This is a genomic window from Flavobacterium sp. (assembly GCF_044373165.1).
GTDB lineage: Bacteria > Bacteroidota > Bacteroidia > Flavobacteriales > Flavobacteriaceae > Flavobacterium.
Map to the genome: position 1 here is coordinate 1 of NZ_JBILQL010000063.1, position 14,503 is coordinate 14,503.

A 14,503-nucleotide genomic window follows, 5' to 3' on the forward strand; every position below is an offset into this window, starting at 1 on the left:
ATCCTTAAGAGTAGGACTAACTAATAACTATTAATTATGTTTAACTGGTACAAAAAAGTTGTATTTGAAAATTATGCCAATTTTAACGGCAGAGCACGCCGATCAGAGTATTGGTATTTCACGCTTTTTAATTTGATTTTTTCAGTCATTACAATGGCCATTGACAAAGCGTTGAATTTGGAAATTGGTCTAAACACCGTTTACGGTTTGGCTGTTTTTATTCCGGGATTAGCTGTTGCTTTCCGAAGATTGCACGACATTGGAAAAAGTGGATGGTTGCTAGTGATTATTTACTTAGCGATGATTATTTGTGCTGCTGTAATGGTTGGCGCTAGTTTGTCTGCTTTGTCAGGAGTAGCTTCGCCGGAAGGATTTGGCATAGGCGTAATTATTGCCGGAGTGGTTGTTTTTGGTTTGGCCATTTGGTTGCTTGTGATGTTTTGTACCAATGGAGATGTTGGAGAAAACAAATACGGACCGGATCCAAAAGCAGATGGTTCAGAAGATATCAGTCAGATTGGAGTAGAATAATCCAATTTGCCATTCAATAAAAAAGCCGGTAGTAACTACCGGCTTTTTCTATTTGTAATTTTTCTCTTTGCGTTCCAATTCGGCTTGGAATTCTTCCATTACCGGTTTTACAGTGCTCTCGGGTAAGTCGGCAATGCGAATGTACATCAAGCCATCGACAGCATTATTGAATAGCGGATCTACATTAAAAGCCACCACGCGTGCGTTTTGCTTGATGTATTTTTTAATCAATACCGGAAGTCGCAAACTGCCCGGTTCGACTTCGTCAATAATTTTGTCGAATTTATTCAAATCGGCTTCCGTCTCATTGAATACAAAATCTTTGTCGGCATCTTTCAATTTTACTTTGAATTCTTTCTTCGGATTGATGTATTGCGCCACATACGGATCGTAATAATGCGACTTCATGAACTCTATCATCAACGATTTGGAGAATTCGGTAAACTGGTTACTGATGCTCACGCCACCAATCAAATATTTGTGCTCCGGATAACGCAAGGTAGTATGTACGATGCCTTTCCACAACAAGAACAACGGCATTGGTTTTTGCTGGTAATCGCTCACGATAAAGGCGCGACCCATTTCGATGGACTTCGACATCATGTCGTATAACTCCGGTTCGAAACGGAATAAGTCTTGTAAATAAAAGCCTTCGATGCCGTATTTCGGGAAAATTTCTGCACCCAAGCCCATACGATAGGCACCGGCTATTTGCTGACTTTCATCGTCCCACAAAAACATGTGGTGGTAATAATTGTCGTATTGGTCTAAGTCGATAGACTCATTTGTGCCTTCGCCTACCGCCCTAAAAGTAATCTCGCGCAAACGTCCGATTTCGTGTAAAATATTCGGAATTTTATCGGCAGTTACCAAAAAAACCAAGTAGTTTTTACTTTGTAACAAACGGTAATCGCCTTGCTTCAAGACTTCGATCTCTTCAAGAATCTTATCGTGATTGGCCGGTTTTACAATTTGTTTCGGACTCTTAGGCGTTTTCAAATTCAAGTTGAGGTTTTGTGAGCTCAACAGTTTGGATTCTTCGTTAAAAGAATTGGCCAACATATAGGTTTTACGACGCAAGAATTCCGAGTATTCTTCGATGGTTTTGTGTTCGTTTTGTTCGGCTACGGATATCGGTTTCCCAATGCGCACTTTAATTACTCGGTCCTTTTGGGTTAGCAATTCCGAGGGTAATTTGGCGGTGCGCAGCGTAGGATTAATTTTCGATAAGAAGTAGAAAAAGCGGCTGTTCTTGGCATGGAAATAAATCGGCACTACCGGAACTTGAGCTTTTCGAATCACCTTGATAGCGCCTTCTTCCCAGGCTTTGTCCACTACCAATTTGCCGTCTTTATAAGTAGAAACTTCACCGGCAGGAAACATGCCTAAAGGTTTGCCGTCGCTCAAATGGCGTAAGGTTTCTTTAATTCCGATAACACTCGACTTGGCATCTTTGTGGTTTTCGAACGGATTTACCGGCATGATATAAGGTTTCATTGGTGCGATACGATGCAACAAGAAATTGGCAATGATTTTGAAATTCGGTTCTCTTTCGAGCATTAATTTCAATAATAAAATACCATCAATACCACCTAGCGGATGATTGGAAATAGTAATGTAAGCACCATCTTTAGGTAATCGTTTTAAGTCGTCTTCCGGAATTTCAAATTTAATTTGAAACTCATCCAAAATGGCGTTCAGGAATTCTACTTCGCTCAAATGTTTGTTGCGGTCGTAGATTTTGTTTAAGGTTGAAATTTTTAAAGCTTTCATTAGTAACCAGCCGCAAAAAGTTCCGAAAACCCCGTATTTATCAGCATTTATTGCTTTTGCAACTTCTTTAGCAGTAACTAAACCCATTTATACCGTTCATTTTTGAGTAAGAAACAAAGATAGTAATTCTACTCAAATAGTCTTGAGAAAATGTGGAAAACACCGTTGAAACTTTAATTTTTTATTAAGGTTTTTGGGTTTCAAATGTTTGGCTTTTTGCCTATTTTTGACCCAAGGCCTTTCGGTCGAATTTAACGGAGTTAAAAACTAATTTGAAGCTTAATGCGAATTATCTCTTATAACGTAAACGGCATTCGTGCAGCCATTTCCAAAGGATTTTTAAATTGGTTGCAGCAAGCCAACCCCGATGTTATTTGTCTCCAAGAAATCAAAGCCACCGAAGATCAAATCCCGTTGTTAGACGTGGAACTATCCGGATATCCTTATCATTATTGGTTTTCGGCTACCAAAAAAGGCTACAGCGGCGTGGCAATTTTGTCTAAAATAAAACCTAATAATGTAGTTTTCGGTACCGGCATAGATCATATGGATTTTGAAGGTAGGAATTTGCGTGTTGATTTTGATGACTTTTCGGTGATGAGTTTGTATTTGCCTTCGGGAACCAATATGGATCGTTTGGACTACAAGTTCCAATACATGGATGAGTTTCAAGAGTACATTACGAACTTGAAGAAAGACATCCCAAATTTGATAGTCTGTGGTGATTATAATATTTGTCACGAACCCATTGACATTCATGATCCGATTCGCAATAAAACCGTTTCCGGATTTTTGCCCGAAGAACGCGCTTGGTTAGACAAATTCATGAAAAGCGGTTTTATAGATACGTTTCGGTTTTTCAACAAAGAACCGCATCATTACAGTTGGTGGAGTTATCGTGCCAATGCCAGAGCCAACAACAAAGGTTGGAGAATCGACTATTGTTTGGCCACAGAACCTTTAAAAAACAGATTAACTCGTGCTGTCATTTTGCCCGAAGCCAAACATTCCGATCATTGTCCGGTTTTAGTAGAAATAGATTAAGAGAAAAAAGAACATAGAATATAGAAAAATGGTAAAAAGAATAGTTTTAGCAATAGTAGTGATGACTTTGATGTCATCTTGTGTTTCCAAAAAAATTTATAACGATTTAGAGAACAAGTACACTGATTTAAAAAAGGAAAACCGCTCGCTATCAGATGAGGTTGATGAATTGCACAAGGCTAATGCCGAGTTTGATTCGGTAAATAAATCGTTGACGGCTGAGTTGGCTAAATTGAAAGCAGATCGCGATAAATTGCAAGCTGATTGCACGGCAACTACGAATAACTTGAAGGCTTTACAGGAATCGTATGCCGCTTTGGAGAAAAACAGCAATGATGCTTTGGCCTCTAATATGAATAAAAATCGAGAGTTGTTGGCACAATTAGAAGCCAAAGAAAAAGCGATGGCCGCCGAACAAGATCGATTGAATAAATTGAGAGATGAATTGGCTTCGAGCACCAAACGCTTGAATGAATTAGAAAGCATGATTGCCGCCAAAGACGCCAGCATGAAAAGACTCAAGGAAACCTTGTCGAAAGCGCTGAATGCTTTTGAAGGAAAAGGATTGACAGTAGAACAAAAGAATGGTAAGGTATATGTTTCCATGGAAAACAAATTGTTATTCCAAACCGGAAGTTGGGCTGTTGGTTCAGAAGGAAGAAAAGCGGTAGTGGAAGTAGGGAAAGTATTGGCCCAAAATCCGGATATCACCGTGTTGATTGAAGGTCATACCGACAACGATAAAATATACGGCGCTATAGGCGGAGGAATTGAAAACAATTGGGATTTATCGACCAAAAGAGCCACTGCCATTGTGAATATTTTAGGAGAAAATGCCGGCATTCAAAAGAAGAATTTAACCGCAGCGGGTAGAGGAGAATACGCACCATTGATGAGTAATGACACGCAGGAAGGCAAAGCCAAAAACCGTAGAATTGAAATTATTTTGACTCCGAAGTTGGATGAGATTTCCAAGATGTTGAATGAGTTTTAAGAAATAGGCGCTAAGGTGCTGAGCAACTAAGGTTCTGAGTTTTGACTTAGAACCTTTTTTATTGTCAACGTTTCCAAAAAATCTGTTAATCGGACCCAATAAACGGGTGCAATATTTTATTTTTGCCGAGCAAAAAACAACACAATGAACTATACCACTATACCGAATACCGAGATTAAAGTCAGCAAAATTTGTTTGGGCACCATGACTTTTGGCGAGCAAAATTCTGAAAGTGAAGCTCACGCACAATTGGATTATGCGGTTGAAAAAGGGATTAACTTTATCGACACTGCAGAAATGTATCCGATTGCGGCCAGACAGGCTACTTTAGGGTCAACGGAAAAGTATATTGGCAGTTGGTTAAAAAAAACCGGAAAGCGTAATGATTTGGTGATTGCGACTAAAATCGCCGGACCTAATCGTGGAATGGAATACATTCGTCAGCCTTTGAATTTCTCTAAAAAAAACATACACGAAGCGGTAGATTTGAGTTTGAAAAACCTCCAAACGGATTATATCGATTTGTACCAAATGCATTGGCCGGAACGTGTAATGAATATGTTTGGTCAACGTGGTGTTTCCAAAATTGATCCCCAATGGCAAGAGAATTTTGTGGAAATTTTGCAAGTATATGACGGTTTGATTAAAGAAGGTAAGATCAGACATATTGGGGTTTCTAATGAAAATCCGTATGGAGTGATGAAGTTTTTAAGCGAAAGTGAAAAGCACAATCTGCCTAAAATAGCGACTATTCAAAACCCGTATTCTTTATTGAATCGCTTATTTGAAGTAGGTTTGTCTGAGATTTGTCTCCGCGAAAATGTAGGATTGATGGCTTATTCGCCTTTGGCCTTTAGTTTTTTAACCGGGAAGCATTTGAATGGCATTCAACCCGATTCTCGTTTGGGACTTTTCCCTCAATTTACCCGATATGCCAATGAGAACTGTTGGAAAGCAACGCAATTGTACCAACAACTGGCTATGGATAACAGACTTACCTTAACCCAACTGGCCTTGGCTTTTGTAAACCAACAGGAATTTGTGATGTCAACTATTATAGGTGCTACTAAAATGGAACAACTCCAGGAAAACATCGCTGCTTTTGACACAGTGCTTTCTGCTGAAGTTGTTGCCGAGATTAATAAAATTCAAGCGGTATTTCCTGATCCTGCGCCTTAGATTCTGAGGCTAATTATTGTTTAGTAAAAGATATATAACTTAGCTTAGGCTCAAAAGTTTCTAAAGTCATTTTGTTGTTATTTATACTGTTTATAGCATATTCGTAAATTTCATTTGAGTTATTTATCTTAATTAATTTAAGATAGGTATGTTCAACACCATTCGAAGAAAACTCACTACTTATGGAATAAGTAAATAGGTCTAAAGTCTCCTCGTTTAATTTCCATACACAAGTATTGTTAGCTGTGAAAAGCCATTTATTGTTAGTTTCATTATCAATAACCCAAGTACCTATGATACTTTGTCTTTCTTGTGGTACCAATGTTGACTGTGAATGTGCATAAGTGGATAATAAAAGTAAAAATGCTATTAGTGTTTTCATTTTTTTAAGATTTAAAATTATTAAATGTTTATAAGCAATCTATATTGATTTGTGTTGATGTTAATAATGCAGTCCTATGGGTTAATCCATTTGTCCCGCCATTTACTAATTTGGAAACGCTTAAACATGTCGTGTTGCTATCTAAGGTTTGGCTCAATTCATCAAGCACATTATTTTTAAAAAACCATAATGCACTTATGACCGCTATTTTTTTGTCTGACGCAACAAGTTCAGGGTTTTCTAACAAATCTATAGTAATATCATAATTCTCTTGGTAAAAGGTGTTAAAATTAGTGTAATTTGTTCGCCCAGTTAGTTGAAAAATTCCTCTTCCAATAAACTTATAGCCATCACCAATATTCACGTTACCCAACTTTCCTTTTTCACTTCTATTAGCATCATTGTAAACATAATTAGCAAACATTTCATTATCAACAAAAGTTGAATTTGTAGGGCTAACATAATCATTAGGATTAGCTTTATTCGGATCTAAAGTTGTCTGTTAAAAATCAGAAAGCTACTTTTGTCAACCGGTCTTAGTGTTAATGTTGTTGCTGACAGGCTATAGATTTCATAACAAATTACATCATTATTGTCATCCAAATTAACCAATCTAAGATAATTCAATTCCGAGCTTACCGGAACTATCACCACATTTCGGAGAAGTGTTTGACAGAGTAAATGAATAAATTTTAGATGGTTGATTGGAATAAATCAATGTGCAAGTGTTTTCACTGAATATCATTTAATAATTACTGTCTTCTTCTGATTTCCAAGTCTCGATAATTGTCTCGTTTTGATTTGGGTTAGTTGTAAAGGATATTAGTATCGAGGAAATTACAACAGCAACTATGATTTTAATTTTTGTTTTCAAGAAATATAGTATTTAAGGTTGAGCTAAAGTCATAAAAACATTATTAGGTAAATAATATTCTTCGCTTGGTTGAGACAGTTGTTTGAAATATAAGGTATTGTTATCAGGGTTTAAAGAAAGTCTGATGTTGATTACCACTTCTGAGAATCCACTTCTGATAGTGCCTTCATATACATTCTCAGAAACCAAACTTAGTGTTATGGAGTCTTCAGCATTATTTTCTATACAGTCGAGTTTTGTTCCACCCAAAAAACTACTACAATGCTTACCTGTTATTTCATTTCCGTTTTGGATTAAATAAAATTCAGTTTCATTGTCATTGGAAGTTGATTTCCAATACCAAGTGCCACTTAGCATCTCTTGTTCAGATGTTTGTTGGTTTGTCATGAATAAATCATTTTTAACCAAATCACTGCCTAATGTTGTATTAAAACATTTACTAATGTTGTTTGTACTGTTTAAGGTTATTATTACACCAAAAAAAACAGTAATAATTATTCTTATTGATTTTTTCATAATATCTATTTTTTAACAATTAACATTCTTTGAATTTTGTATTGTTTTGTTGATGAACTTATTGGCTCTGTTCAGCCATCCGTTTTGAAATTTTTTCAGCGTATTAGTTAACAACTGCTGACTAGTAGCATTGGGATATTTAGCAATATATCTTGATGTACTTGCGTTAACTAAGTTATTGTAATAGTTAACTCTTTTCGATTTAAAGCTATTGTATAGGTTAATTTGATCTTGATGGGCATTTATTAAGTTGATGAGATTATCATCTACCAATCCATTAAGAGTTAGGTTATAACCCAGACTATTTAGAGTTTTTTTCAGTGTGATTATTGCATTTGATCCAGCATTAACATAAAAATCAAAGAGCAAGTATCTTAAATCACCATCAGTAATTTCATCACATTTTATCTTATTCCAATAAAGAACTTTATACATTGCTTTAGCTTGTTCATTTGTCAACATTTCCAAATTCTCGATATTTGGTTCAATACCAAGTATACTTTCTGCATTTGCTTGCCATACTTTCCAACTAATTCCTTTATTGGTTGCTCCACCGGGATCAATAGGATCAAAAGAGAAACCACCTTCAGCATCTATAATGTTATTAACCCTTTTGTCAAATGTATTACAATCTTTCTCTTCGTCTATAACCCCAATCGCCCCATCAGGCGCACATCTTAAAGTACCCATTTGGCAAACATCAGTATAAGTAACTACTAATGTTACATCGTATCCCGGATTACTGCCGTCTCCACACATTGAAGTTAAATAATTTTCCCAACTGGAATAGGATCTTTTGCATTGACAGATAACAGTTAAGGAAACTTCAATACAGTTTGTATTGTCTGATCCTCCGGGCGCACTCCCGGAACCACCAACAGGGTCGTCAACTGTGCCGCCAATACCGCCTCCGCCGCTACCACTATCCGGGTCACCGTTGGTTGGACTTGTAAAATCAGCCTCAATATCTTCACAAGGATTTGTTTGCAGCATTTTTTTAGAGGTTATCGTCCCTTTGAATTCTTCAAACTTTTTGAGTTGTTCTTGATATTCTTGAGCAAACGTATCGGTCATAGCATATTTCATTAATGTTAACTCGAGTTCACCGTTTTTATCAGTCATTACTAAATTGTGAAAGGTCTTATAATTATCTTCAGGGTGATTTGTAACTCTGAAAATATAATTTCTAACCCCTAATGAATCAACAACTAATAGAATATTATTATAGTCAATCTCTTGGTAATCCGTTCGAGACACAGACTGTTGTTGACTGTTTACCCCTAAGTTATTGAACTTAGTTTTCAGCATCCGGGCTATGCGTATAGCCTCATCACCTTTCAAATACTCGGTAGTAATACCGCTTTTTTTACCTAAATCCTTTTCTTTAACATAAAGTTCTTCAGTTTGGCAACTTTGTAATGAACAAAGCAGCACAGAAAGGATTACCCAAAAATACAAAATTCTTACATTCATAATTAAATAAAATTAAAATTTAACAAATAAATACAGTCAAAACTATATATATTTGTAGTAAAATTCTATTTAAAAATGAATTGTATTAAGTCAAAACGTAATAATTATGGAAATCGGAATCAAAATCAGAAAATTACGCGAAGGCAAGAAAATGTCACAAACTGAACTGGCCTATATTTTAGGAATATCTCAATCTAAGCTTTGTAATATAGAAAGCAATGAAGACAAATCCATTGATTTTATACTTATGCACAAAGTTTGTCAGTTTTTTGAGGTTGGCTTTGATCATTTTTTAAACTTTAATAATACGAAAGACGACCTTACCAAAACCCACCATTCACATACCACTCTTCACGATGCCTTTGAAGACAGTGTCATGAATCAAATCCATTTTCTGATTGCGGATAACCGGTCTAAAGAACATCGAATTCAAGAGTTGCTTTTTCAAATTGCTCAAATGAAAAGAGATCAAATCTAGTTAGTAATATAGATACAACAGTATAGGTTTTTTCGAGCTGTCAATAATTTTTTCCAGTCGATTAAAAAAAGTTTCATTAACCATGGGACACCCTAAGCTATTGCATATCGGACTTGATTGTTCTTCATATGGCACTTTTTCATAGTAATGAAGAACTATAAATCGCTCGAAGGCTTTATTGTTTGTTTGATCTAACCCATAAAGTTTATAGGCTTTGCCGAACTTTCCAATATAATCATTCCCAATAGCATATTTGCCTAAAGAAGTGGTATAGGAATTTGGGATGTTACTGAATTGTAATTTGCCTTCAACACCGGTTTCAGATCCCGAACCATGGGCCATTAATCCTTGATCGGTTAATTTATTTTCTTTCAGATTGAAAATAAAAAAACGATTATTGCCGGATGCAATTTTTAAGTCAGCCAAGAAAAATATTTCATCATTGTATTTGGGATTGTTTTTAAGGTACTTTTCAATCTCACGCACTTTTAAATGCAAACGCTTTTGCACTTCGTCGTTGGAAATAGGTTTTAGCTCAGTTGATAGGGACAAGTTTTTTTTCGAATATAAATAACCTAATCCTAAAGAGACCATCATAAAAACAACTCCGAATAGTTTCTTCATGTAATTAATCCTTGATGAGTTTGGCTTGGTATACTCTGCCATTCACCCCTTCAATCGTAGCCAAGTAAATGCCTTTGGATAAAGAGGTAACAGATATTTGATTGGTTTCCAAAACATCTAAACCTTGCTCTAAAACTACTTTTCCTGTAAGATCAGTAATGATTATTGAGGTCAGCATGAGATTGTTTTCGTTTTTGATGAACAATTCGTCTTTCGCCGGATTTGGGTAAACTTGGATGCCTTTCATACCAAAATCATTAACAGATAAGGTGTCAACCATTTTGTATATGACTCCACCCATAATGACTAATATTTCTCCGTCTTTATCTTGTCCGAACGTGGTAATTAAATTTGGCCCGTTATAGTTCCAAGTAATGCTTCCGTCAGGATTAACCCAACCAATTTCTCCGGTACAATAATCGGCAAAAATGTATTTATTGGTAAAATTTGGATACGCAGTACCGGTGTAAAAGTAACCTCCAGTAATGGAACAACGGTTGGTGGTTCCATGTAAATAAACAGCAATTGGCGCATGAGTAGAAGCATAGTCTGGGCAGCCGGAAGTGTTGTAAGCCAGGTTACCTTCATAACAACGCCATCCGAAGTTTAATCCGGTATTTGGGAGCGGTGCACTGACTTTGTTGATTTCTTCAATCGCATTTTGTCCCACGTCGGCTATCCATAAATCACCGTTCAATCGGTTGAATGAAAATTTCCAAGGATTGCGTAAACCAATCGCCCAAATTTCATCATTGCCGGCAATGCCTACATATGGATTAGTTGGTGGAATGCCGTAAGGCGAGGCAGAATCTACATCAATTCGGAGCATTTTGCCTAAATTTTCATTGATGTTTTGCGAACGGTTTCCGGGATCTCCGCCACTGCCACCGTCACCCATACCAATATACAAATAACCATCGGGGCCAAACTTAATCGAGCCGCCATTGTGATTGGTAAAAGGTTGAGCCACGGTCAATATAACTGTACCGCTGGAGGCATCGGCTATGTTAGGGTCTGAAGAAACAGTATAGCGGGCAATAACTGTAGCACCATCGCCTGCACGAGTGTAATTCACATAAAAATAACCGTTGGTAGCATAGTTGGGATGAAAAGCCAAACCTAATAATCCTCTTTCACCACCGGAAACAATAGTAGCACTCGTCAAACTCAAAAAAGGGGTCGTATTGATGGTGCCATTTGGGTTTAAAATACGAATCAAACCACTTTGTTGTACTACAAAAAGACGCGCATCATTAGGCGGATGGGCAATCTCAACAGGAGATGAAAAGCCGGAAGCAAAGGTTTGTAAGCCCACGTTTTGGGCCGAAATGACAGTACAGCAAAATCCTAAAAAAGAGTATAATATTTTTTTCATAGCCATTGGTTTTGGGTAAAGTTAGAAAAAACCATTTACCAATGCAAGTATTTAGAAATCAAACTCCTCCCAATTCAAACTATCACTTTCCATAATTTGTACCGTTTTTTGTTTTAAATACTGTTGTGCTGTACCTGAAATGCTTACGGGAAAGTTTCCGATAGTGTCTGTTTCTGTTATCAATTTTCGTCTCAACATCAACCGCGTGAGAAAATCGTTCTGCTGGCGCGCAAAGGGTTTGAGTTTTTGTTCGTTGTCAAAGCGGTACATAAATCCTTTAGGTTTCGGAACAATGGAGGCCAAAAATAAGCACTCATTCAAATTCAAATCGATGGGTCTCTTTTGGAAATAAAACTGTGCTGCTTCGCCAATGCCGTATACATTCGGACCCCATTCGATGACATTAAAATAGACTTCTAACATCCGCTCTTTGGTGCTGATTCGGTTGTTTTCTAATAGGTAAACCAACAAAATTTCTTCGAGTTTACGCGACAAGGTTTTTTCACGGGTGAGAAATACATTCTTCACCAATTGCATGCTGATAGTGCTGGCACCACGGGCAAATTTTTTGGTTTTGATATTTTTGGCAATCGATTGTTTAAAGGCTTCTCCGATAAACCCGCGATGGTTAAAAAACGAAGGATCTTCACTGGTGAGTACGCATTTTTGCAAATAAGGTGAAATCTCGGCCAAAGGAGTAAAATTAGGGTTCGAAGGGCCAACAACAATAGGACGTTGCGCGATTCCTTTTTCAATAGCACGATAGGTGAATTCCCCATTTATTTTGTTCAAATCGGCTTCCCCATATTTATTGATTTTTAGACCTTCGGGTTGGAGTTTGCTCTCAAAAATCAGCTCATTGGGTTTGTGATTGTTGTATTCAAAGTGCAACGCATAACTAAAATTACCTTGGGCTTCCATGCCTTCAAAATGGCGAAATAATCCTGTGGGTAATGAGGTTATAAAATCTTGTGCCTTCATTTTCGGAATGGCCAATTTCAAACCGTAGAGCTTATCTTCCTCGTTGGTGTAAGAGAGATAAGGCCTGCATTTGATGTTGTTTAATTGCAAAGTTGAAGTGCTGTCGAGAGCCAAAAAACGGGCACCAACAACCCAACGATAATCAAATCGGGCGTTTTTAACAACAACATCTTTTGAAGCAATTTTAGGATGATTAACCACTAAACTTCGAATTGAAGAATAACCGTCAATGTGCAATTCGCCACTGTCCAAAGACAGCTTTTCGAGGTTGAAATGAATCGATTGAAAGCCGGTTTTCAACCGAAACTTTTGGTTCAAATAAGGCAATCGTATCGTGTCGCTTTTTGGATTGTAAAACTCTAAATCGGCTTTGCGCTCTCTGGGATCGGCAAAACCGGTAACCGCCCATTGTTGAGAGAAATTTTCCGAAGTAACATCAATCAAAGTGTTTAACTTTTTGTCTGACAAAGCCAATTGGTTGAAATCGAAAATTACTTTATGGCCTAAATCGTCAAACTTTACGGCAAATCCTTTGACCTGCATATCGGTAGGAACCAAGTTGAGCAAGTTGGTCGAAATGCGATGGAGTAATTTGGCATAATTGACTTCGGTATTTTCTTTTTGCTCTTTTTTGGAACGCAAAAATGCCTCAAAGTTGCTGCCGTTTTTGGTTTTCACCAATTGGATATAACCTTTGTTAATATCGAGTTTCCCCAACTGAATATCTCCGGTTATTAATTGCCAAAAGTTGACGCCGGTTTTTAAATTGTCAATGCGCAGTAAGGTATCGGCTTGTTTAGGAACCAAAGTAATGTGCTGAAATTCTAAATCAGATAAACCTTGAAATTCGGCTTTAGCCACTTTAAATTGGCATTGGTAATCGCGTTGCATTTTAACATCAATCCGATGTATTGCTTGTTGCAAAAGCTTGTTTCGAAATACAAAAAGTAAAATGATCCCTAAAAGCAGCATGAAACCACTTATTTTAAGTCCAAAAAAAACTTTTTGTCGGGTTGTTCTCATTATTCAGATTTTTCAACAGTAATCCCTAAATTGGAGATATTAGGTACATAAGGATGTTCAAATTTATGAAAAACCGTAAACGTATATTTTCCCTTACCCAAAGTATAATTTTTTTTAAAGATTTGTTGTAGATCACAGATATCGCCTAAACAATCGCCTAAGTCTTTTCCTTGATTGTCTTTGAGGATTAAATCGAAAAAAACCACATCGGTTGCTCCCTCGGGATTGGTGATACCAACACCTAACGGAATTTTGTCAAATTGATAATCGTATACATGACTGATGTTGACAGACAAGTTGAAGTTTTGTGTTGTTTCGTTGGAAAAAGTAAAAGTCTTCACGTCGTTTTTCATCCATTGATTGGCCGTAAAATCCGAAGTATCGTCGGAGAAAACCGTTTTGTCATTACAAGAGGTAAAGAGTATTAATGTCAGGAATAGTAAAGGCGTTTTTAGTGTCATAAGTGTTTCGTTTACCATTAAAACGAGCAAATGGCTTATTTATTGTAATTGATGTTAGCCAAACAATTGCTCGACTACTTCTTCAATTTTAGAAACCAAGACTATTTTGATTAGCGGATTTTTGAGGGCAATTTTATTGTATTTGGAGACAAATATTGTGGCAAACCCTAATTTTTCAGCTTCTTGTATGCGCTGTTCTACGCGGTTCACTGGCCGAATTTCTCCCGACAAACCTACTTCTCCGGCAAAACAAACGTCTTTGCCAACCGCAATGTCTTCATTAGAAGATAAAATTGCTGCCACTACAGCCAAATCAATCGCCGGATCATCTACGGAAATGCCTCCGGTTACGTTTAAAAAAACATCTTTAGTACCCAAACGGAAACCGGCGCGTTTTTCCAGAACCGCTAAAATCATGTTCAAACGTTTGGCATTATAACCGGTAGTACTGCGTTGTGGCGTTCCGTAAACAGCAGTGGACACAAGAGCTTGAATTTCAATCATCAAAGGGCGCATGCCTTCTAAAGTGGAAGCAATAGCCGTACCTGAAAGTTCTTCCTCGCGATGGGAAATCAAAATTTCTGAAGGATTAGACACTTCTCTCAAACCCGAACCTTGCATTTCGTAAATGCCTAATTCGGCGGTTGAACCAAAACGATTTTTGAGCGAACGCAAGAGTCGGTACACGTGATTTCTATCGCCTTCAAATTGCAAAACGGTATCGACCATGTGTTCCAAAATTTTCGGTCCGGCAATGTTGCCGTCTTTGGTGATGTGGCCAATTAAAATCACCGG

The 14,503-nt window shown here is 37.2% G+C and carries 15 protein-coding genes; 5 read left to right on the plus strand and 10 right to left on the minus strand.

What is annotated here, in order from left to right; all coding sequences use genetic code 11:
* Window positions 1–36: 36 nt before the first annotated feature.
* Window positions 37–531, plus strand: coding sequence for a DUF805 domain-containing protein (locus tag ACIQ32_RS08720; protein ID WP_324689321.1), 495 nt, complete (start codon window positions 37–39; stop codon window positions 529–531).
* A 48-nt stretch (window positions 532–579) separates the two neighbouring features.
* On the opposite strand, the gene ACIQ32_RS08725 is transcribed toward ACIQ32_RS08720, so the two are convergent.
* Window positions 580–2,391 carry a GNAT family N-acyltransferase gene (locus ACIQ32_RS08725; protein ID WP_396195303.1) on the minus strand — a complete coding sequence of 604 codons (1,812 nt, stop codon included), beginning with the start codon at window positions 2,389–2,391 and terminating at the stop codon, window positions 580–582.
* Between the two features lie 195 nt (window positions 2,392–2,586).
* Between ACIQ32_RS08725 and ACIQ32_RS08730 the strand changes: the two genes are divergently transcribed.
* From ACIQ32_RS08730 to ACIQ32_RS08740, 3 genes are all read left to right on the plus strand, one after another.
* Complete coding sequence (locus ACIQ32_RS08730; protein ID WP_396195304.1) at window positions 2,587–3,348, plus strand: exodeoxyribonuclease III; 762 nt, start codon at window positions 2,587–2,589, stop codon at window positions 3,346–3,348.
* A gap of 28 nt (window positions 3,349–3,376) precedes the next feature.
* Window positions 3,377–4,342: an OmpA family protein gene (locus ACIQ32_RS08735; protein ID WP_396195305.1), complete on the plus strand. Its 966-nt coding sequence runs from the start codon at window positions 3,377–3,379 to the stop codon at window positions 4,340–4,342.
* 144 nt (window positions 4,343–4,486) lie between these two features.
* Window positions 4,487–5,521, plus strand: coding sequence for an NADP(H)-dependent aldo-keto reductase (locus tag ACIQ32_RS08740; protein WP_396195306.1), 1,035 nt, complete (start codon window positions 4,487–4,489; stop codon window positions 5,519–5,521).
* A gap of 13 nt (window positions 5,522–5,534) precedes the next feature.
* Here the strand turns inward: ACIQ32_RS08740 and ACIQ32_RS08745 are convergent, their stop codons facing one another.
* The 4 genes from ACIQ32_RS08745 to ACIQ32_RS08760 all read right to left on the minus strand — a co-directional run bounded on the left by ACIQ32_RS08745 (window position 5,535) and on the right by ACIQ32_RS08760 (window position 8,766).
* Window positions 5,535–5,903, minus strand: a complete 369-nt coding sequence (locus tag ACIQ32_RS08745; RefSeq protein WP_396195307.1) for a hypothetical protein — start codon at window positions 5,901–5,903, stop codon at window positions 5,535–5,537.
* A gap of 28 nt (window positions 5,904–5,931) precedes the next feature.
* Window positions 5,932–6,327 carry a glycoside hydrolase family 19 protein gene (locus ACIQ32_RS08750; RefSeq protein ID WP_396195308.1) on the minus strand — a complete coding sequence of 132 codons (396 nt, stop codon included), beginning with the start codon at window positions 6,325–6,327 and terminating at the stop codon, window positions 5,932–5,934.
* A gap of 462 nt (window positions 6,328–6,789) precedes the next feature.
* Entirely contained in the window at window positions 6,790–7,164 is a 375-nt protein-coding gene (locus ACIQ32_RS08755; RefSeq protein ID WP_396195309.1) for a hypothetical protein, read from the minus strand.
* Between the two features lie 141 nt (window positions 7,165–7,305).
* Window positions 7,306–8,766: a glycoside hydrolase family 108 protein gene (locus ACIQ32_RS08760; RefSeq protein ID WP_396195310.1), complete on the minus strand. Its 1,461-nt coding sequence runs from the start codon at window positions 8,764–8,766 to the stop codon at window positions 7,306–7,308.
* A gap of 106 nt (window positions 8,767–8,872) precedes the next feature.
* Here ACIQ32_RS08760 and ACIQ32_RS08765 point away from each other — a divergent pair, with 106 nt between their 5' ends.
* Window positions 8,873–9,244, plus strand: a complete 372-nt coding sequence (locus tag ACIQ32_RS08765) for a helix-turn-helix domain-containing protein (protein ID WP_396195311.1) — start codon at window positions 8,873–8,875, stop codon at window positions 9,242–9,244.
* On the opposite strand, the gene ACIQ32_RS08770 is transcribed toward ACIQ32_RS08765, so the two are convergent.
* The 5 genes from ACIQ32_RS08770 to ACIQ32_RS08790 form a co-directional block, all read right to left on the minus strand.
* Entirely contained in the window at window positions 9,245–9,868 is a 624-nt protein-coding gene (locus ACIQ32_RS08770; protein WP_396195312.1) for a murein L,D-transpeptidase catalytic domain-containing protein, read from the minus strand.
* A gap of 4 nt (window positions 9,869–9,872) precedes the next feature.
* A complete protein-coding gene (locus ACIQ32_RS08775) occupies window positions 9,873–11,243 on the minus strand; it encodes a PQQ-dependent sugar dehydrogenase (RefSeq protein WP_396195313.1) in 1,371 nt (456 codons plus the stop codon).
* A 51-nt stretch (window positions 11,244–11,294) separates the two neighbouring features.
* Window positions 11,295–13,247, minus strand: a complete 1,953-nt coding sequence (locus ACIQ32_RS08780) for a transglycosylase domain-containing protein (RefSeq protein ID WP_396195314.1) — start codon at window positions 13,245–13,247, stop codon at window positions 11,295–11,297.
* Window positions 13,247–13,708, minus strand: a complete 462-nt coding sequence (locus tag ACIQ32_RS08785) for a hypothetical protein (RefSeq protein WP_396195315.1) — start codon at window positions 13,706–13,708, stop codon at window positions 13,247–13,249. Before ACIQ32_RS08785 ends, ACIQ32_RS08780 begins: the two co-directional genes overlap by 1 nt.
* A 54-nt stretch (window positions 13,709–13,762) precedes the next feature.
* Window positions 13,763–14,503: magnesium chelatase domain-containing protein (locus tag ACIQ32_RS08790; protein ID WP_396195316.1), on the minus strand; the 741-nt coding region annotated here is incomplete at its 5' end.